We start from the raw sequence: 20745 nt of genomic DNA on the forward strand, positions 1-20745 counted from the left end.
TCGCCGGGCAGAGCCGCTCAAAAAAGCCGGTTCAGGCCATCGAATGCCGCCACTCGATAGGCCTCGGCCATCGTCGGGTAATTGAAGGTGGTGTTGACGAAGTACTTCAGGGAGTTGGCCTCACCCTTCTGGTTCATGATCGCCTGGCCGATGTGGACGATCTCCGAGGCCTGGTAGCCGAAGCAGTGCACACCGAGGATTTCCATCGTTTCGCGGTGGAACAGGATCTTCAGCATGCCGACCGGCTCCCCGGCAATCTGCGCACGCGCCATGCTCTTGAAGAACGCCTTGCCGACCTCGTAGGGAATCTTGGCCTGCGTCAGCTCGCGCTCGTTCTTGCCGAGGGAGCTGATCTCGGGAATGGTGTAGATGCCCGTCGGCACGTCATCGACGAACCGCCAGCTATCGTTTTCCACGATGCTTCCCGCTGCCGATCGCCCTTGGTCGTAGGCGGCGCTGGCCAGCGCCGGCCAGCCGATCACGTCGCCCGCGGCGTAGATGTTCGGCACCTGCGTACGGTAATGCTCATCGACCTGAACCTGCCCGCGGGAGTTCACCTTGATGCCGATGTTCTCCAGCCCGAGCCGATCGGTGTTTCCGGTCCGACCGTTACACCAGAGCAACGCATCGGCCTTGATCTTCTTGCCTGACTTAAGATGCAGGATGACGCCGTTCTCGAGGCCCTCGACCCGCTCGTATTCCTCGTTATGCCGGATGAGCACATTGTTGTTGCGCAGGTGATAGCTGAGCGCGTCGGATATCTCGTCATCGAGGAAGCTCAGCAACTGATCGCGCGTGTCGATCAGATCGACCAACACACCGAGCCCGCTGAAGATCGAGGCATATTCACAACCGATCACGCCGGCACCGTAGACGATCAACCGCCGCGGTGTGTGACTCAGTCCAAGGATGGTGTCGCTGTCGTAGACGCGGGAATGGGAGAAATCGATATCAGCGGGACGGTAGGGACGCGAGCCAGTCGCGATGATGATTTGGGGTGCCACCAGCTTTTCCACGACGCCGTTGGCGCAGACCACCTCGACGCTGTGCTCGTCGGCAAAGCTGGCGGTCCCGAAGAACAGGTCGATTCGATTACGCGCGTAATAGCCTGTACGGGCGGCCACCTGCTTGCCAATTACCTTTTCGGCGCTTTTGAGCACATCCGGAAAGGAGAACCAGCGAGGCTCGCCGATCTGCCGGAACAAGGGATTGGTGTTGTACTGCATGATCTGCCGCACCGAATGGCGCAGCGCCTTCGACGGGATGGTGCCAAGGTGCGTCGAGTTGCCTCCGACCTGGGATCGGTTATCCACCACCGCCACCTTGCGTCCAGCCTTGGACGCGTTCATCGCCGCGCCCTCTCCCGCCGGTCCCGAGCCCAGCACCACCACGTCATAGTTGTAGACAGCCATCATTCGCTCCAGAGCGAGCGCCATCTCGTGAAGGGCGCTACGCGTTCAACAAATCCATTGGTGCGCCTGGCAGGCCAGCATCGACCGATGCGAACCGGTACGGCAAATATCAGCTAGCGGCGCGTGGCATCGTAGGCAAGCGCCGCGTCACCTTTCGACGCGGCTTGCGCATTGACTTCCTCGCACTTCTCGCGGCTTCCGCCACAAATCGAGCACTCTTTTTCGATGCCCAGGTTAGCGATGCCACCGCAAGAACCCGCGATGGGCTTGCGCCCCATGATCACGCCGACCGACATGCCCAGCACGACCAGCAGCATTACCCCGAATACGATCAACCAGGTCATGACTCACCTCCTTCACCGAGCAGCGTATCGAACGCCTCGGTGTGCATGGTTTCAAAATCAGTCTCTCCGCGGACGACGAAGAGCGCGGCAATGCCTCGCGACTGAGCGAAGTCGAAGCCTTTCTCGGGCCCCATCACCATTAACACAGTGGACAACCCGTCCGCCTGAAGTGCCGATGGGTGCGCAACGGTCACCGAGGCCAGTCGATGCGTGACCGGCGCGCCGGTGGACGGATCCAGCGTATGGGAAAGCCGGCGTCCATCCTGCTCGTAATAATTGCGGTAATCGCCCGAGGTGGACACGGCGAGACCGTCGAGCGAGACGATCCGCTGTGCCACGCGTTCGTCATCATGCGGGGCCTCGATGGCGATGCGCCAAGCCGAGCCGTCCGGTTTCCTGCCCTGAGCTTTCAACTCGCCGGTGATCTCGACCAGATAGCGGTCGATGCCGAGCGCCTCGAGCCGTCGCGCCACCTGATCCACGGCGTAACCCGCGGCGATGCTGTTGAAATCCAGCGCGACGGGCGCGTCCTTGCAAAGACGGTCGCCCTCGAGATGAAGGTGATCCAGGCCGATCTGCTCGTCCAGCACCTGCCGGACCTGCGCCTCGGTCGGTGGTCGTTCCACCCGACCCTTCGGGCCGAAACCCCACAAATCGAGTAGAGGCTCCAAGGTCAGGTCCAGCGCGCCGCCGCTTTCCTGCGACAGTTCCATGCCGGAGCGGGTGAGCGTCACGACAGACTCGGGTACCGGCATGCAGTGGCCGACGGGCAATCGATTGAACGCCTGGATGCTCGAGTCGTCGCGATAGGTTGAAACGGCGGCGTCGAGATCGGCCAGGATCGCTTCGGTTTCCGCCCGCAGCGCGTCGACCGACGGGCCGTCGCTCGCGCGTACATATTTCACCGAATAGGTGCTGCCCATCGTTGGGCCGCCAAAGACCTCCAGGCTGTCGCCGGAACAGCCTGAAAGCACTGCCGCCCCGAGGGCGGCAATACAGAGGCGAAGGCAGGCTCCGATCACATCAGCCGCCGAAGTCATCGAGCAGGATGTTCTCCGGCTCCACTCCAAGGTCGGTCAGCATCTTGATGACCGACGCGTTCATCATCGGCGGGCCGCACATGTAGAACTCGCAATCTTCGGGCGCGGGGTGATCCTTCAGGTAGTTCTCGAACAGGACGTTGTGGATGAACCCGGTCGGGCCCTGCCAGTCGTCTTCCGGCTGTGGATCGGACAGTGCCAGGTGCCAACGGAAGTTTTCGTTCTCGGCCTGCAGCAGATCGTACTCTTCGACATAGAAGGCTTCGCGCAGCGAGCGAGCGCCGTACCAGAAGCTCATCTTGCGCTTGGATTTCAGGCGCTTGAGCTGATCGAAAATGTGCGAGCGCATCGGCGCCATGCCGGCACCCCCGCCGATGAAGACCATCTCCGCGTCCGTGTCCTTGGCAAAGAACTCACCGAAGGGGCCGTAGACGGTCACCTTGTCGCCGGGCTTGAGACCGAAGACCCAGGAGGACATCTTGCCGGGCGGCAGGTCGTCCTTGCCGGGTGGCGGCGAGGCGATGCGGATATTGAATTTCACGATCCCGCGCTCTTCCGGATAGTTGGCCATCGAGTAGGCGCGGATGGTGGTCTCGTCGACCTTCGACACGAACTTCCAGAGGTTGAACTTATCCCAGTCGCCCCGGAATTCCGGCTGAATATCGAAATCTTTGTAACTGACCGTGTGCGGAGGGCACTCGAGCTGGACATAGCCGCCCGCGCGGAAGTTGACGTTCTCGCCCTCGGGCAGGCGCAAGGTCAGCTCCTTGATGAAGGTCGCGACATTCGGATTCGACTCGACGGTGCATTCCCACTTCTTGACGCCGAAGACTTCCTCGGGCACCTCGATCTTCATGTCCTGCTTGACCGGCGTCTGGCAGGACAGGCGCCAGCCTTCGGCAGCCTGACGTCGGTTGAAGTGGGACTCTTCGGTCGGCAGCATCTCGCCGCCGCCGCTCTCGACAACGCACTTGCATTGGGCACAGGTGCCGCCGCCGCCGCAGGCGGACGAGAGAAAGATGTTATTGGCCGCCAGGGTCTGCAGCAGCTTGCCACCGGCGGGGACGGTGATGGTCCGCTCGCCATTGATTTCGATATTGACGTCCCCGCTGGACACGAGCTTGGCGCGCGCGGCGAGAATCAGCACCACCAGCGCGATGACGATCGCGGTGAACATGCCGATCGCCAGAAAGATCTCATAACTCATCTGTCATCCATCCTTACAGCTGTACGCCAGAGAAAGACATGAAGCCCAGCGACATCAGGCCGATGGTGATGAAGGTGATGCCCAGCCCCTGCAATCCTTGCGGCACATCGCTGTACTTGAGCTTCTCGCGAATGCCTGCCAGCAGCATGATTGCCAGCGCCCAGGAGATACCCGAACCGAACCCGTACACCACACTTTCCGCTGCGGTGTAATCGCGCTCGACCATGAAAAGGGTGCCGCCCATGATGGCGCAGTTGACGGTGATCAACGGCAGGAAGACGCCGAGCGCGTTGTAGAGGCTCGGCACGTACTTATCCAGCAGCATCTCAAGGATCTGGACGATTGCCGCGATGACACCGATGTAACTCAGCAAACCGAGGAAGCTGAGATCCACCTCCGGCAGACCAGCCCAGGCGAGCGCGCCACTCTTGAGCAGGTAGGTGTAGATCAGGTTGTTGGCTGGCACCGTGATGGCCTGTACGACGACGACCGCAATGCCCAAGCCGATCGCCGTCTCGACCTTTTTCGAAATCGCGATGAAGGTACACATGCCGAGGAAGAAGGCCAGAGCCATGTTCTCGACGAACACGGCGCGCAGGAACAGGCTGATGTAATGCTCCATCAGTACGCCTCCTTGCTCGAGACCTGCGGCGCCATGCGATAGCTCGGCGACTCGACCTGTTCCCTCTTCCAGCTACGCAACGCCCATATGAACAGGCCGATGAGGAAGAACGCCGATGGCGGCAGCAGCAAAAGGCCATTGGGCAGATACCAGCCGCCATCATTGATCACTGGCAGAATCGTATAGCCCATCAGCTTGCCGGCGCCGAACAGCTCGCGCACGATGCCTAGCGCGATCAGCATGGCGCTGTAGCCGAGCCCGTTGCCGATGCCGTCGAAAAACGACAGCACCGGCGGGTTCTGCATGGCGAATGCCTCGGCACGTCCCATCACGATGCAGTTCGTGATGATCAGGCCGACGAACACCGACAGCTGCTTGGAGAGTGCGAAGGCGTAGGCCTTGAGCACCTGGTCCACCACGATGACCAGCGACGCGATGATCACCATCTGCACGATCATCCGGATCGAACTGGGAATCTGGCTGCGAATCATCGAGATGAACATGCTGGAGAATGCCGTCACGAGCGTCAGCGCGATCGACATGACCAGGGCAGTCTTCAGGTTGGAAGTCACCGCAAGGGCCGAGCAGATACCCAGAATCTGCAGGCCGATGGGGTTGTTGTTGAAGATCGGATTGAACAGAACTTCTTTGACAGTAGCTTGCGACATGCTCATGCCTCCCCAGCGCGCAGGTTAGCGATAAAAGGACCGAAACCGTCCTCGCCCAGCCAGTAGTGCAGCAGGTTGTTGACACCGTTGCTGGTCAGGGTTGCACCGGCCAGCCCATCGACCTGATGCACGGCCTCGGCGCTCTGCGGATCCACGCCACCCTTGACGACCTCAATCTCCAGTTCGCCGTTCTCGTCGAACAGCTGCTTGCCTTCCCACTGGCTGCGCCAGCGAGGGTTGTCGACTTCGCCGCCCAGGCCGGGCGTTTCTCCGTGCTGGTAGAAGCCCAGGCCCTCGACGGTATTCAGGTCTCCCTTGATCGCAATGAAGCCATAGAGCGTCGACCACAAGCCGTAGCCACGCACGGGAATGACCACCGTCTGCAGCTCGCCTTGTTCGTCCTGAACGAGATAGACGGTGCTGTAGCGCTCCCTGCGCTTGATCGAGGCAATGTCTTCGGAGGGCGGGACCGGCTTGGACAGGTCCGGGTCCTTCGCAGCCAGCAACGGGTCGTAGGCGATGGGATCGTACTCATCGCTGAACGTGCCGGTCTCCAGATCGACGAGGCGCGGATCGATACGCGCCTCGAACAGGTCGCGGATCTCCTGCCCGGACATGCCGGCTTGGCCCAGCCCTGCGATGGCCAGGATGCTGCGCTGCTTGTCGAGCTGACGGTTCTCGAGCTGCGTCGGACGCAGCGCCACCGCGGCGCCGGCGACGAAGACCGAGCAGACCAGGCACACCAAAAGGGCCACCGTCAGGGTGCGGACAGTGGATTCTTTCTGACTAGACATTGCGCGCCAGCCTCCGCTTGATGTTGGACTGAACGATGAAATGGTCGATCAAGGGCGCGCAGAGGTTGCCAAACAGGATCGCCAGCATCATGCCTTCAGGGAAGGCTGGATTGACCACGCGGATGAGGACAACCATCACGCCGATCAGGGCGCCGAAAATCCATTTGCCGGTATTGGTCATCGAAGCGGAGACCGGGTCGGTGGCCATGAAGATCAGACCGAAGGCGAACCCGCCCACGACCATATGCCAGTACCAGGGCATTGCGAACATCGGGTTCGTATCGGAGCCGATCGCGTTGAGCAGGCTGCTCAGCGCGATCATGCCGAGCATCACGCCAGAGACGATGCGCCAGGACGCGATCTTGGAACCGAGCAGGACGGCACCGCCGATGAAAATAGCCAGCGTGCTGGTTTCACCGATCGATCCGTGAATGGTGCCGAGGAACGCATCCATCCAGGAGATGCCATTGGCGACCACATTGTCGATCCCGCCGACAGCGCTCAGCCCCAGCGCCGTTGCGCCGGCATAGCCGTCCACCGCCGTCCAGACTTCGTCACCGGACATTTGCGCCGGATAAGCGAAGAACAGGAACGCCCGCGCAGTCAGGGCGGGGTTGAGGAAGTTCTTGCCGGTGCCACCGAAGACTTCCTTGCCGATGACCACGCCGAAGCTGATGCCGAGCGCAACCTGCCAGAGCGGGATGGTCGGCGGCAACGTCAGCGCGAACAGTACGGACGTGACGAAGAACCCTTCGTTGACCTCATGCTTGCGAATCGAGGCGAACAGCACCTCCCAGAAACCGCCGACGATGAAGGTCACCGCATAGACGGGAAGGAACCAGGCCGCGCCGTGCAGGAAGTTGTGCCAGAGGTTGTCCGGGTCGAAGCCGGCCAGCATGCCGACCAGCGCAATGCGCCAGCCTTCCTGCGAGGCCATCAGTTCCGGGGTGGCAGCCAGCAACTGGTTGGCCTGGTAACCAACGTTCCACATGCCGAAGAACATGGCCGGAAAGGTGCACAGCCAGACGGTGATCATCATCCGCTTGAGATCGATGCCATCGCGCACGTGGGCCGTGGTCTTGGTGACCGAGGCCGGACGATAGAGAAAGGTGTCGACCGCTTCGTAGAGCGCGTACCACTTCTCGTAGCGACCGCCCTTTTCGAAATGGTGCTCGATCTTGTCAAAGAAACCGCGCAAACCCATCGATCAACCCTCCTTCTCGATGCGGGTGAGGTTGTCCCTCAGGATGGGGCCGTATTCGTACTTGCCGGCGCAGACATAGGTACACAGCGCCAGGTCTTCTTCGTCGAGTTCCAGACAGCCCAGCTTCTGGGCCATCTCGGTGTCGCCGACGATCAGCGAGCGCAGCAGTTGCGTCGGCAGGATGTCCAGCGGCATGACTTCCTCATAGTTGCCGACCGGCACCATCGCGCGTGGACTGCCGTTGGTCGACGTCGTCATGGCGAAACGCTTGCCGCCCATCAGCTTCGAAATATAGATATTCAGGATCGAGTGTTTGTCGGAGCCGGCTCGCAGGTAGTGCAGCATTTCGCGCTCCTTGCCCTCGTGCAGGCAGGACACTTGGACGTGGTAGCGCCCCAAATAGGCGAAGGCACCGTGCGCGGTTCGCCCGCCCAGCACCGAGCCGGAGACGACCCGGTTGGCGCCTGGCTGCAACTGGCCGGCGGTGAGCTCGTCGAGATTGGCCCCCAGGCGGGTCCGTACCAGGCGTGGCGTTTCCACGACCGGCCCGGCCAGCGAGACAACGCGCTCGACCGACAGGCGCCCGGTGGTGAACAGCGCACCGATCGCGATCACGTCCTGATAGCCGAGCGACCAGACGCTCTTCACCGCGCTGACCGGGTCGAGGTAATGAATGTGCGTGCCGGCAAGCCCGGCTGGGTGCGGTCCGGCGAACGATTCGGTCGCCACCTTGGCGATACCTTCGCCGGGCAGCGAGACGCCGTCCGCCTTGCACAGGAATACGTTGGCGAGATTGGTCAGAACCTTGAGCCCCGCCTCGAACTCGGCGGCCCGCTCGCCGATGACCACCGCCGGGTCTGCCGCCAGCGGGTGGGTGTCGATAGCCGTCACGAAGATCGAGCTGGGCACCGCATCGATCGCCGGCACCTTGCTGAACGGCCGCGTCCTGAATGCCGTCCAGAGGCCGGAACGAACCAGGTTCTCGCGCGCTAGAGCATCCCCGAGGCCATCGAGATCGGCTGCACCGTACTGCGCGAAGGTGACTTCCTCGTCGCCCTCCAGATCGATGACGACGGATTGAAGCACCCGCTTTTCGCCCCGATGGATAGCGCTAACTAACCCGGCGCCCGGCGCGGTGAAATCCACGCCCGGGTTCTTCTTGTCGGAAAACAGTACCTGTCCCAGCTTGACGCGATCGCCGACCTGAACGGACATGGTCGGCTTCATCCCCGGATAGTCGAAGCCTATGACCGCCACACTGCGCACAGGCCTCCCGCTCTCGATGCGCTGCGTTGGCGCACCTGCAATGGGCAAATCGAGCCCACGTCTTATTTTGATCATCGGTCTGCCTAACCACTGATTTCGGAAGGGGGCCCCGAGTCGTCAAGCGAATGCCGCAATGGGCTGGCTGGCCGAACATGACCGCCTCTGGCAGAGACCCGGGGGAAAAATCCGCCCGATTATAGGGGGCGCCTCGCCGCGGTGGCCACCCGCCGCTTTCTTTTTTCGGCGGCGAAACCTCATCCGAAGCGCTAAGCGCGCAGTGGTGAGCCTTCCAGCGACGGACACGGATTAATGCCCGCTTTGGATAGCCCCGTCATACGGAAACGCCAGACAAGAAAAAGGCGCTCACGAGAACTCATGAGCGCCAGATCGGCCATGAATCAGACCAAATCGACCATTTCAGTCATATACGGAAACTATCGACCAATCCCTTGAGGCGTAGCGCCTGCTCTTCCAAATCTCCGCAGGCGCGCAGGGTAGCTTGCAGGTTTTCGACGCCTTGCTGGTTGAGGGTGTTGATCTCGGTGATGTCCAGATTCAGCGACTCGATCACCGAGGTCTGCTCTTCCGTGGCGGTCGCCACCGATTGGTTCATCGCGTCGATTTCACCGATACGCCCGGTCACGCTTTCCAGACGGTCGCCGGCGCGGTTGGCGATCTCGACGCTGGAACTGCTCTGTTGCTGGCTTTGCGTCATGGTCTGCACCGATTCCAGCGCGTCGACCTGAAGCTGCTCGATCATCTTCTGTATTTCCTGCGCCGAGCTTTGCGTCCGGTGCGCCAGATTGCGGACCTCGTCGGCCACCACCGCAAAGCCCCGGCCTGCCTCACCCGCTCGCGCAGCCTCGATCGCCGCGTTCAGTGCCAGCAGGTTGGTCTGCTCGGAGATACCCTTGATGACTTCGAGAATCTGGCCGATGTCGACCGTCTTGCTGTTCAGCGCCTCCATCTGACGGCAGGAGGCGCTGATCTTTTCAGACAGTGCCTCCATCGCCTGGATGTTCTGCGTGACGACCTGACGCCCCTCTTCGGCCTGATGACGCGCGCCGGTCGCTTGCTGCGAGGCCTCAGCGGCGTTGCGTGCGATTTCCTGTGCCGCCGCGCCGAGTTCGTTGATCGCCGCGGCCACACTGTTGGTGCGGCTGGCCTGTTCGTCGGAGTTGCTCATGGACGAATTCGACGCACTCAGCACCCGGCTGACCACCTGATTGACTTGCAGGGTGGTCGAAGCGACTTCGCGGATCGAGCCATGAATCCGCTCGACGAACCGGTTGAACGCGCCGGCCAGCTCACCGAACTCATCCTGTGACTGGACGACCAGGCGGCGGGTCAGATCGCCCTCGCCTTCGGCAATGCCCTCCATCGCGCGCCCCATTTCGATCAGCGGCTTCATGAGCACGCGGATCAGCATGCCCAGGAAAACGAGGATGAAGACAACCGCGACCAGGGTCGCCACGAAGGCCGACGTCCGGAACTGGGTGAGCATCGAGTAGGCCTCGTCCTTGTCGACCGAGACGCCGATGTACCAGTCGACCGAAGGCAGGCCGTCGATGTGCGTGAAGGACAGGATGCGCTCGTCGCCACCCTGCGCCACCTCCGCGAAGGACGTATCGAGCGAGGGCACCTGCTCGGGATACAGCTCGGCCAGGCTCTTCATGACCTTCGATGCGTCCGGATGCACCAGCACCTTGCCGTCGCCGCTCACGAGAAAGGCGTACCCCATGCCATCGAAGTCCAGGGCGTTGATGATCTCGACGAGGGTTTTCAGGCTCAGGTCGCCGCCCACGACGCCCAGCATTTCGCCGCCATTTCGCGCCGGCGTCGCGGCCGTGATGATCAGCTCATTGGTCGCTGCGTCGAGGTACGGCTCGGTGAGCGTGGTCGCGCCAGCGTTCGCCGCCGCGGTATACCAGGGCCGCTGCCTGGGGTCATAGCCCGCCGGCAATTCGAATCGTGGATGCACGATGAATTCGCCGTCGGCGCGCCCCAGGTAGCTAAAGGCGAAGGTCGAACTGAGCGCCGGCTGGCGAACGAGACGGTTCACTTCGTCCGTCGAGGGATGACTGGTGATCGTCTGCGCCGTGCTCTCCAGAAGCAGCAGGCGGCCCGAGAGCCAGCTCTGGATGTTCCGGGCCGTCACAGTGCTCATCTCGGCCAGATAACTTTCGAGGTCATCGCGGATGGCGTTGCGTTGCAGGTAATCGGTGTAGGCAGTAAAGGCTGCGAAGGCAGCGATGACCACCAACGATGCCGCAAGCAGAATCTTATGTATGAATTTGAGCCGAGCAGGCATGACATCCCCCACAAGCGAAAGGTATGACACTCCCTGTCCTTACGCACCGAGTGGTGCTTTCGGCTTATCGGCTCGACGGGCATGAACTTGAAGACGATGACGTGGATCAATACGGACCAGGCGACAACATGCAAAAGGGCCCGCCTCTTGCGAGAGCGGGCCCTTGGTCGATCGCGCCGCGAGGGCGCCCGTTTTAGCGGGGGAAGGCGGGCGGATTGACGCCGGCCATGTCTTCCATCACCCGTACGACCTGGTGGCTATAGCCGAACTCGTTGTCGTACCAGACGTACAGCACAACGCGGTTGTCGTTGCAGATGGTGGCTTCGGCATCGACCACACCGGCGTATCGCGAGCCGACGAAATCGGTCGACACCACTTCCTGCGAGGAGACGAAGTCGATCTGCTTCTGCAGCTCGGAGTGCATCGAGACCTGGCGCAGGTACTCGTTGATCTCGTCGCGGCTGGTGGCCTTTTCCAGATTCAGGTTGAGGATCGCCATCGACACGTTCGGCGTCGGTACGCGAATCGCGTTGCCCGTGAGCTTGCCCTTCAAGACAGGCAGTGCCTTGGCGGCGGCGGTGGCCGCCCCCGTTTCGGTGATCACCATGTTCAGGGGCGCGCTGCGGCCACGGCGGCTGCCCTTGTGGAAGTTATCGATCAGGTTCTGATCGTTGGTGTACGAGTGAACCGTCTCGACGTGACCGTTGACGATGCCGTACTGGTCGTTGACGGCCTTGAGCACCGGCACGATGGCGTTGGTGGTGCAGGAAGCCGCCGACACGATCTTGTCGTCCGGCGTGATGTCGCCGTGGTTGATGCCGTGGACGACGTTCTTCAGCGCACCCTTGCCAGGCGCGGTCAGCACGACCCGAGCGATGCCGGCGCACTTGAGGTGCTGGCCCAGGCCTTCGGCGTCGCGCCATTTGCCGGTGTTGTCGACCAGCAGCGCGTTCTCGATGCCGTACTGGGTGTAGTCGACCGAGGAAGGATCGTTCGAATAGATCACCTGGATCAGGTTGCCATTCGCGGTGATGGTGTTGTTTTCCTCATCCACCGTGATAGTGCCGTCGAACGGGCCATGGACCGAGTCCCGACGCAACAGGCTGGCGCGCTTGGCCAGATCGTTTTCCGCCCCCTTGCGGACCACGATCGCGCGCAGGCGCAGGCCATCCCCGCCACCGGTCTTTTCGATCAGGATGCGCGCCAGCAAGCGCCCGATCCGACCGAAACCGTACAGCACGACGTCGGTGCCCTTGCGTGGCGCCGTCTTGCGCTGCCCGGCGACTTCGGCGAGCTCGTCGCGCACGAACTGCTCGAGCGCACGGCCATTGCCGTCGGTCTTGAACTTGGACACCAGCTTGCCCAGGTCGACCGATGCGGCGCCGAGGTTCAGCTCGCTCATGGTCTTGAGAATCTGGAAAGTCTCATGGACCGACAGCTCAGCCTGGTCGACCTGGCGGTGACGGGCGAACCGATGGGCCTTGAGGATCTCGATGACCGACCGATTGATCAGCCCGCGGCCGAAAATCGAGGTCACCACATTGTTGTTCCGGTACAGCTGACCAATCAGCGGAATCATCGCTTCGGCGAGGGCTTCACGGTCAATCCATTCACCAAGACACTGGTCGGGCTTCTGGGTCACTGGCAGTTCCTTCCACATGTAGGGGCTGAGAAAAGGGGCTACATTATGACGGCGCACCCCTGCGCCGGCAATCCGTAGTCGGCGCGCCAAGCGGGTTCCAGGCTGTCTGGCAGCCGCTCGGCGAGACCCAGACACTGACAGCGAAGGCGATCGATAGTTACAATCCCGGCGGCCAAATTTTCGCTCGGAGCCGCCCCCACCCGTGACCGTCCTGCGCCTTCCGTCCATACCCGCCGCCAGCGGCCGGCAACAGTGGGGCAACCTGCCCGGATCTTCCCTGAGTCTCGTCGTAGCCGAAGCGGCACGGTCCGCCGATCGCTTCACCCTGCTGCTGACGCCTGACAGCCAGAGCGCGGAGCGCCTGCAGCAGGAGCTGGCCTTCTTCGCGCCGGACCTGCCCGTGCTGCATTTCCCTGACTGGGAGACGCTGCCCTACGACATCTTCTCGCCACACCAGGACATCATTTCGCAGCGCATCGCGACGCTCTACCAATTGCCTGAACTGCGCCACGGCGTTCTGGTAGTGCCGGTCAGCACAGCCCTACATCGCCTCGCGCCGACCCGCTTCATGCTCGGCTCGAGCCTGGTGCTCGATGCCGGCCAGACGTTGGACGTCGAGCAGATGCGCCTGCGCCTGGAGGCGGCCGGGTACCGCTGCGTCGAAACGGTCTACGAACATGGCGAGTTCGCCGTGCGCGGGGCACTGGTCGACCTGTTCCCGATGGGTAGCAGCACACCGTACCGGATCGACCTGTTCGACGACGAAATCGAAACGCTGCGCACCTTCGACCCGGACACCCAGCGCTCGATCGACAAGGTCGAGTCCATCCGCCTGCTGCCGGCCCGGGAGTTTCCGCTGCGCAAGGAAGCGGTGACAGGCTTCCGGGCACGCTTTCGCGAGCGGTTCGATGTGGACTTCCGCCGCTGCCCGGTCTACCAGGACCTCTCGACCGGCATCACGCCAGCCGGCATCGAGTATTACCTGCCGCTTTTTTTCGACGAGACCTCCACCCTTTTCGATTACCTGCCAGCCGGCAGCCAGGTCTTCTCGCTACCCGGCATCGAACAGGCCGCCGAGCAGTTCTGGAACGATGTCCGCACGCGCTACGAGGACCGTCGCTACGACCCGGAGCGTCCGCTCCTGCCGCCCGCCGAGCTGTTCCTGCCGGTCGAGGACTGCTTCGCCCGGCTCAAGACCCTGCCCCGCGTCGTCGTCAGCCAGCAGGATGTCGAGCCCGGCGTCGGCCGTGAACGTTTCAACGCCGGAACCTTGCCGGAGCTGGCGGCCGAGCCGAAAGCCAACGAGCCGCTCGGACGCCTGCGCCGGTTCATCGAGGAATTCCCGGGACGCGTGCTGTTCGCGGCCGAAACCGCAGGTCGGCGGGAAGTTCTGCTCGAACTGCTGGCACGCATCAAGCTACGGCCGCAGGAAGTGGACGGCTGGCAGGGCTTTCTCGATAGCGCCGAGCGGCTGACGATCACCATCGCGCCGCTGGACGAGGGGCTGCTCATCGAAGAGCCGCCGGTCGCACTGATCGCCGAGACGCTGCTGTTCGGCCAGCGCGTCATGCAGCGCCGTCGCCGGGAGCAGGGTCGGGAGACCGGTGACAACGTCATCAAGAACCTCACCGAACTGCGCGAAGGCGCGCCGGTGGTGCACATCGACCACGGTGTCGGGCGCTACCAGGGCCTGGTCAACCTCGAAGTCGAGGGTCAGCCCGCCGAGTTCCTGAAACTGGAATATGCCGACGAAGCCACGCTTTACGTACCCGTCGCCAACCTGCATCTGATCGCGCGCTATACCGGTAGCGACGACGCCCTCGCGCCGCTGCACCGGCTTGGCTCCGAGCAATGGCAGAAAGCCAAGCGCAAGGCGGCCGAGCAGGTGCGCGATGTCGCCGCCGAGCTGCTGGACATCTACGCCCGGCGTGCCGCACGCAAGGGGTACGCGTTCAAGGACCCGCAACTCGATTACGAAACCTTCAGCGCCGGCTTCCCCTTCGAGGAGACGCCCGATCAGCAGTCGGCGATCGACGCGGTGCGTGCCGACATGCTGGCGGCGAAGCCGATGGATCGCCTGGTCTGCGGCGACGTGGGCTTCGGCAAGACCGAAGTGGCCATGCGTGCCGCCTTCATCGCGGTGCACAGCGGCAAGCAGGTCGCCGTGCTGGTGCCCACGACCCTGCTCGCCCAGCAGCACTACAACAGCTTCCGCGACCGCTTTGCCGACTGGCCGGTGAAAGTCGAGGTCATGAGCCGGTTCAAGTCGGCCAAGGAAGTCGACGCCGCCGTCGCGCAACTCGCCGAGGGCCAGGTCGACATCGTCATCGGCACGCACAAGCTGCTGCAGGACGATGTGAAGTTCAAAAGCCTGGGCCTGGTCATCATCGACGAGGAGCATCGCTTCGGTGTGCGCCAGAAGGAGCAGCTGAAGGCCCTGCGCAGCGAAGTGGACATTCTGACGCTGACCGCCACGCCGATCCCGCGCACGCTGAACATGGCCGTTTCCGGCATGCGCGATCTGTCGATCATCGCCACCCCGCCAGCGCGGCGACTGTCGGTGCGCACCTTCGTCATGGAGCACCAGAACGCGGTGGTGAAAGAAGCACTGCTGCGTGAGCTGCTGCGCGGTGGACAGGTGTATTACCTGCACAACGAAGTGAAAACGATCGAAAAGTGCGCACGCGACCTGGCCGAGCTGGTGCCCGAGGCCCGCATCGCCATTGGCCACGGACAGATGCGCGAGCGCGAGCTCGAGCAGGTGATGAGCGACTTCTACCACAAGCGCTTCAACGTGCTGGTGGCCTCGACCATCATCGAGACCGGCATCGACGTGCCCAGCGCCAACACCATCATCATCGACCGCGCCGACAAGTTCGGCCTGGCCCAGCTGCACCAGCTGCGCGGTCGCGTCGGGCGCAGCCACCACCAGGCCTACGCCTACCTGCTGACGCCGCCGCGCAAGCAGATGACCGACGATGCCCAGAAGCGGCTCGAAGCCATCGCCAACACCCAGGACCTCGGCGCCGGCTTCGTCCTGGCGACCAACGACCTGGAAATCCGCGGCGCCGGCGAACTGCTCGGCGAAGGCCAGAGCGGACAGATACAGGCGGTCGGCTTCACGCTCTACATGGAGATGCTCGAGCGGGCGGTCAAGGCGATTCGCAAGGGCGAACAGCCGAACCTCGAGCAGCCGCTCGGTGGCGGGCCGGACATCAACGTCCGCCTGCCCTGCCTGATTCCCGAGGACTACCTGCCCGACGTCCATGCGCGGCTGATTCTCTACAAGCGCATCGCGTCGGCCGCCGACGAAGACGGGCTCAAGGAGCTACAAGTCGAGATGATCGACCGCTTCGGCCTGCTCCCCGAGCCGACCAAGCACCTGATCCGGGTCACGCAGCTCAAGCTGCAGGCCGAAGCCCTCGGCATCGCCAAGGTGGACGCCGGCCCGCAGGGCGGACGGATCGAGTTCTCGGCCGATACGCGGGTCGATCCGCTGGTCCTGGTCAAGCTGATCCAGTCCCAGCCGAACCGCTACAAGCTGGAAGGCGCCACGGTGTTCAAGTTCCAGGTACCGATGGAGCGGGCCGAAGAGCGGTTCAACACGCTGGAGGCGCTCTTCGAGCGGCTCGCACCGGCCGAGCAGGCGTAATCCATGCGGCTATTGCGAGCGTCGTTGCTGTTGTCGTGCCTGCTGGCCAGCTCGTGCGTGCTGGCGGAATCGCTGCGGGTCGAGCTGATCCTTTTCCGCCAGGCACCGACGCCCACCAACGCCAGCCACCCGGCGCCCGATGACTGGGCGGTCGGCGCCCAGGCCCCGGACGAGAAAGCGATCGCCCGCCTCGAGGAGATCGCCGCCACCCTGGTGCCGCCAGCCGGTTACCAGGTGCTTTGGCACGACAGCTGGTTCCAGGAGACCGGCGATCTGGTCCGGCTGTCCGATGGCGCCCTGCGCTACGGTCACGCGCCCATCGAAGGCACGCTGCTGCTCCACAGTGGACGCTTTCTGAGGCTGGATCTCGATCTCTGGGTCAATCGCTTCGGCCGCTACGACGAACTGATCGCCAGCGAACACCTTTCGCACGAGGGCCAGGTCACGCTGGGCAAGCTGACCTACCTGGACCACCCCAGCCTTGGCGTGCTGATCCAGGTCTCCCGCCCCTAGATGGCAGGTTCGGATTCGCCGACCGGGCAGACGCTGGCACCGATCGCCGTGCTGACGCTTGGCAGCCACCTGGCGCAGCACTTCCAGCCCGGCAACAACCGCATGGTCAGCAGCTACCAGCATCGCGCAGGGCTGAGCTTTCGCTATGCCGACACGCGCGTCCACGGCAAGCGAACCGCCGGCAAGCGATACGGCAGCGCTATGAGCATCGCTCGTCAGCCGGCGATCGAGCAGTCCTACCGGGACCGCCTCGCCAGCTTCGGCTTCCGTCCTGCCCTGCGCCAGAGCCAGGCAGTGCCCGAGGAGCTGGGCGAAATCTTCGAACTGCCGGGCGAGGAAGCCTGGCTCGACTTCGTTTCCGACCGGTTGGACACCCTGCGCGCCGAGGGCTGGGACGTCGAGCCGTTGCCGGGCTTCCTGTTCGACCTGACGCCGATCGATGGCTGGTACGCCCGCATCGGCACCGGTGGCGGATGCGATGCGCTCTGCCTCGAACTCGGCGTGAAGGTCGCCGGCCGGCAGATCAGCGTTCTCCCGCCGTTGCAGCGCGCGATCCAGGCCAACCCTGCGCCGTTCAGTCTTGAGCGCCTGGCCTCGCGCTCACCGCAGGACCGGCTGCGCCTGGTCCTCGACCAGGTGCCGGGAACCAGCACACCGGCGCTCCAGATCGCCGTGGCGACAGCGGATCTTTTGAGCATCCTGAACGTCTTTGCCGGACTCTTGCTGGAACAGACGACCACCGCCATCGCACTGCCCCTGCATCGGCAGGATGTGCCTCGCCTGGCATCGCTCGAAACGCTCGACGTGGATTGGCAGGGGCTGGAACGGCTTGACGAATCGTCTCTACTGCGCGGCGCTACCGAGGGCTCGATCGTCCCGCCCACGGGCTTGCGCGCACAGCTGCGCCCCTACCAGCTCGAAGGCCTGCGCTGGATGCAGCGGCTCGCCCGCTTGGGCGTGGGGGGCATCCTGGCGGACGACATGGGGCTCGGCAAGACGCTTCAGGTACTTGCCCACCTCCTGCTGGAAAAGCACAACGGGCGCCTGGACCATCCGGCACTGATCGTCATGCCCACCAGCCTGATCCCCAACTGGGAAGACGAAGCCGAGCGATTCACTCCGAGCCTGCGCCGGCTGACGCTGACCGGCTCGAGCCGTCAGCGACGCTTCGCCGAGATCGCCGGCCACGACCTGATCCTTACCAGCTACGCATTGCTGCCTCGCGATATCGAGGCGCTGCGCGCGCATCGCTTCAGCCTGGTGGTGCTCGACGAAGCGCAGCAGATCAAGAATCCGGCGAGCAAGGCGGCGCATGCCGCGGCCATGCTCGACGCCGGCCAGCGCCTCTGCCTGTCCGGTACGCCGGTGGAAAATCACCTGGGCGAGTTATGGTCGCTGTTCGCCTTCCTGGCGCCCGGCTGGCTGGGATCGGCAGAGGCCTTCAACCGCCACTACCGTCAGCCCATCGAGCGCGAGGGCAACACCGAGCGGCTCGCACAGCTTCGCGCACGCATCGGCCCGCTGCTGCTGCGGCGGCGCAAGGAAGACGTCGCACGCGAATTGCCGCCCAAGGTCGAGATCATCCAGGGCATCGACTTCGGCCCGACCCAACGGCACTTTTACGACAGCCTGCGTGCCGAGCTTCACGCCCAGGTACTGGATGGCATCCGGCGCGACGGTATTGCCTCGAGCCAGATGCTCGTACTCGAAGCGCTGCTGAAACTGCGCCAGGCCTGCTGCGATCCCCGCCTCGTGCAGCACACCGCCCACGGCCGTCGCTCCCCAGGCTCGGCCAAGCTCGAGGCGCTGATGCAGATGCTGGACCGGCTATTGCCCGACGGGCGTCGCGTGCTGCTGTTCTCGCAATTTACCTCGATGCTCGAGCTGATCGGTCAGGCCCTGCGCCAGCGAGGCATCGCCTACGAGCAGCTCACCGGCCAGACCCGCGATCGCCGCGCGCCGGTCGAGCGCTTCCAGGACGGCGTGTCGCCGGTGTTCCTGATCAGTACCAAGGCAGGCGGGACAGGGCTCAACCTGACGGCAGCCGACACCGTCATTCATTACGACCCCTGGTGGAATCCCGCCGTGGAAAACCAGGCCACCGACCGCGCATACCGCATCGGCCAGGACAAGGCCGTGTTCGTCTACAAGCTGATCGCACGCGGCACCGTCGAAGAGCGGGTGCGCCAGCTCCAGCAGCACAAGGCCGCCCTCGCGGCCCATCTGCTGCAAGCCGAATCCGGCGGCAAGAGCCTGGCAATCGAAGAAGTGGACGCCCTGCTCGCCCCGATGAGCTGATCGATTGCGGTTGGCTCAGAGCCCGCCGGCAAGCACCCGCGCCAAGACCGCGCGCGCCTGCCCGATACCCGCAGCGAGCGCCGCTTCGATCTCGGCCATCGTGATGACCCCCGCGCTCTTGCCCGCAGCCGGATTGACCACCAGCGCGAGGCAGGCATAGGGCAAGTCGAGCTCACGGGCGAGCGCAGCCTCGGGCATGCCGGTCATGCCGACGATGTCGCAACCGTCGCGCTCCATGCGGGCAATTTCGGCAACGGTTTCGAGCCGCGGCCCCTGCGTGCAGCCATAGACGCCGGCGGCACTGTGGCTGACGCCCTCCGCTCGCAACGCCGCGACCAGCGCCTCACGCAGTGCAGGGTCATAAGGAAAGCTGAAGTCGATGTGGGTGACGTGCTCCAGGTCGTCCTCGAAGAAGGTCTGCGCGCGACCGGCGGTGTAGTCGATCAGTTGATCCGGCACGCAGAAGTGGCCGGAACCCATCGCGGAATGGATGCCGCCAACGGCGTTCACCGCAATGATCGCCTGCGCCCCGATTGACTTGAGCGCCCAGAGGTTGGCTCGGTAGTTCACCCGGTGCGGAGGGATGCGATGCGGGTGGCCATGCCGTGCCAGGAACAGCACCTCGCGCCCTGCGAAATCGCCCCGCAGGATCTCGGCCGAGGGCAGCCCGAACGGTGTCTCCACCTGGCGCGTTTCGCGCAGCGCGAAGCCCTCGAGTTCGGTCAGTCCGGTACCGCCGATGATGGCGTAAGTCGTCATGGGTAATCCTTATTGGTCGAGAAGCCCGGCTTGGCGAAGTGCGCCAACCGCTTCGAGCCATTGGGGCGATTCCTTGTAGGCCATCGATGGCGAGCGGGCGGTGCGCATTCGTGCGAGGCGCGCCGGAGATTGCGTTCCCAGACGCTGCAGCGCCGAGAGGGCCAGCTCGGCGGCGGCGCGATCGTTGCAGACCAGGCCCATATCGCAACCGGCGCCAAGCGCGGCTTCGACCCGGGCGGCGGCGTCGCCGGCGACATGCGCGCCCGCCATCGACAGGTCGTCGCTGAAGATGACGCCGTCGAACCCGAGCTCGCCCCGCAGCACATCCTGAAGCCAGCGCCGGGAGAAACCCGCAGGCTGTGGATCGACCTGCGGGTAGATGACATGCGCGGGCATCACTGCATCGAGCCGGGACAGGTTGGCGATGAACGGCACCAGGTCGGCGGCGCGCAATTCCTCGAGACTGCGCTCGTCGACCGGAATGGCCACATGCGAATCGGCCTCGGCCCAACCGTGTCCGGGAAAATGCTTGCCCGTCGCCGCCATGCCAGCGGCGTGCATGCCATCGATGAAGGCACCCGCCAGGCGAGCGGCGCGAGCGGGTTCGCCCTCGAATGCGCGATTGCCGACAACGGCGCTATGCCCGTGATCCAGATCCAGCACGGGCGCGAAGCTGAAATCCAGGCCTGCCGCGAGCACTTCGGTCGCCATGAGCCAGCCGCACCGGTGCGCCAACCGCTCGGCATCAGGGCACGCGGCGATCGCCCGCATCGGCGGCAAGCGGATGAATCCGTGGCGCAGGCGCTGTACGCGTCCACCTTCCTGGTCGACGGCGATGAGCATATCGGGACGGACCTGGCGCACGCTGAGGCAAAGCTCGCGGACCTGCCGCGGATGCTCGACGTTACGGGCGAACAGAATGAGCCCGCCTACCTCCGGCTGGCGCAGCAGGTGACGGTCCTCTGCGGTGAGCCAGAGCCCGTCGATGTCCAGCATGAGCGAACCTTGCATGA

Annotated in this window: 16 protein-coding genes; 3 read left to right on the plus strand and 13 right to left on the minus strand. The window is 63.8% G+C overall.

Features of this window, described 5'->3' with window-relative positions:
- Positions 1–17: 17 nt before the first annotated feature.
- From sthA to D7325_RS11190, 11 genes are all read right to left on the minus strand, one after another.
- Positions 18–1412 carry a Si-specific NAD(P)(+) transhydrogenase gene (sthA, locus tag D7325_RS11140; RefSeq protein WP_120995673.1) on the minus strand — a complete coding sequence of 465 codons (1395 nt, stop codon included), beginning with the start codon at positions 1410–1412 and terminating at the stop codon, positions 18–20.
- A gap of 113 nt (positions 1413–1525) precedes the next feature.
- Positions 1526–1756: a (Na+)-NQR maturation NqrM gene (gene nqrM, locus D7325_RS11145; protein ID WP_120995675.1), complete on the minus strand. Its 231-nt coding sequence runs from the start codon at positions 1754–1756 to the stop codon at positions 1526–1528.
- Positions 1753–2796 carry an FAD:protein FMN transferase gene (locus D7325_RS11150; protein WP_120995677.1) on the minus strand — a complete coding sequence of 348 codons (1044 nt, stop codon included), beginning with the start codon at positions 2794–2796 and terminating at the stop codon, positions 1753–1755. The genes nqrM and D7325_RS11150 overlap by 4 nt, the downstream gene beginning before the upstream one ends.
- On the minus strand, positions 2780–4003 hold the full coding sequence (gene nqrF, locus D7325_RS11155) for an NADH:ubiquinone reductase (Na(+)-transporting) subunit F (RefSeq protein ID WP_120995679.1): 1224 nt from the start codon (positions 4001–4003) through the stop codon (positions 2780–2782). The genes D7325_RS11150 and nqrF overlap by 17 nt, the downstream gene beginning before the upstream one ends.
- A gap of 13 nt (positions 4004–4016) precedes the next feature.
- Positions 4017–4625, minus strand: coding sequence for an NADH:ubiquinone reductase (Na(+)-transporting) subunit E (gene nqrE, locus D7325_RS11160; protein ID WP_120995681.1), 609 nt, complete (start codon positions 4623–4625; stop codon positions 4017–4019).
- Positions 4625–5293: an NADH:ubiquinone reductase (Na(+)-transporting) subunit D gene (locus D7325_RS11165; RefSeq protein ID WP_120995683.1), complete on the minus strand. Its 669-nt coding sequence runs from the start codon at positions 5291–5293 to the stop codon at positions 4625–4627. Before D7325_RS11165 ends, nqrE begins: the two co-directional genes overlap by 1 nt.
- 2 nt (positions 5294–5295) lie before the next feature.
- Positions 5296–6087, minus strand: a complete 792-nt coding sequence (locus tag D7325_RS11170) for a Na(+)-translocating NADH-quinone reductase subunit C (RefSeq protein ID WP_120995685.1) — start codon at positions 6085–6087, stop codon at positions 5296–5298.
- Entirely contained in the window at positions 6080–7291 is a 1212-nt protein-coding gene (locus tag D7325_RS11175; protein ID WP_120995687.1) for an NADH:ubiquinone reductase (Na(+)-transporting) subunit B, read from the minus strand. Before D7325_RS11175 ends, D7325_RS11170 begins: the two co-directional genes overlap by 8 nt.
- Positions 7292–7294: 3 nt before the next feature.
- Positions 7295–8632, minus strand: coding sequence for a Na(+)-translocating NADH-quinone reductase subunit A (locus tag D7325_RS11180; RefSeq protein ID WP_120995689.1), 1338 nt, complete (start codon positions 8630–8632; stop codon positions 7295–7297).
- 346 nt (positions 8633–8978) lie between these two features.
- Complete coding sequence (locus tag D7325_RS11185; protein ID WP_120995691.1) at positions 8979–10868, minus strand: methyl-accepting chemotaxis protein; 1890 nt, start codon at positions 10866–10868, stop codon at positions 8979–8981.
- A gap of 193 nt (positions 10869–11061) precedes the next feature.
- Positions 11062–12528, minus strand: a complete 1467-nt coding sequence (locus D7325_RS11190; protein WP_120995694.1) for a glyceraldehyde-3-phosphate dehydrogenase — start codon at positions 12526–12528, stop codon at positions 11062–11064.
- A 184-nt stretch (positions 12529–12712) separates the two neighbouring features.
- On the opposite strand from D7325_RS11190, the gene mfd reads away from it, so the two are divergent.
- Genes mfd through D7325_RS11205 form a run of 3 tightly spaced genes read left to right on the plus strand, consistent with a single transcriptional unit; the run spans position 12713 to position 18973 of the window.
- Positions 12713–16162, plus strand: a complete 3450-nt coding sequence (mfd, locus tag D7325_RS11195; RefSeq protein ID WP_120995696.1) for a transcription-repair coupling factor — start codon at positions 12713–12715, stop codon at positions 16160–16162.
- Between the two features lie 3 nt (positions 16163–16165).
- Complete coding sequence (locus D7325_RS11200) at positions 16166–16675, plus strand: CsiV family protein (RefSeq protein ID WP_120995698.1); 510 nt, start codon at positions 16166–16168, stop codon at positions 16673–16675.
- The gene (locus D7325_RS11205) at positions 16676–18973 is read left to right on the plus strand and encodes a DEAD/DEAH box helicase (RefSeq protein WP_120995700.1); all 2298 of its coding nucleotides are present in this window, start codon (positions 16676–16678) and stop codon (positions 18971–18973) included.
- A 15-nt stretch (positions 18974–18988) separates the two neighbouring features.
- Here D7325_RS11205 and D7325_RS11210 read toward each other — a convergent pair whose 3' ends face one another.
- Together D7325_RS11210 and nagZ are read right to left on the minus strand one after the other, a co-directional pair.
- Positions 18989–19732 carry an S-methyl-5'-thioinosine phosphorylase gene (locus tag D7325_RS11210; protein ID WP_120995701.1) on the minus strand — a complete coding sequence of 248 codons (744 nt, stop codon included), beginning with the start codon at positions 19730–19732 and terminating at the stop codon, positions 18989–18991.
- A gap of 9 nt (positions 19733–19741) precedes the next feature.
- Positions 19742–20743: a beta-N-acetylhexosaminidase gene (nagZ, locus tag D7325_RS11215; RefSeq protein ID WP_120995704.1), complete on the minus strand. Its 1002-nt coding sequence runs from the start codon at positions 20741–20743 to the stop codon at positions 19742–19744.
- Positions 20744–20745: the final 2 nt, after the last annotated feature.

The sequence above is a fragment of the Stutzerimonas urumqiensis genome, assembly GCF_003640395.1.
Taxonomy (GTDB): Bacteria; Pseudomonadota; Gammaproteobacteria; order Pseudomonadales; family Pseudomonadaceae; genus Stutzerimonas; species Stutzerimonas urumqiensis.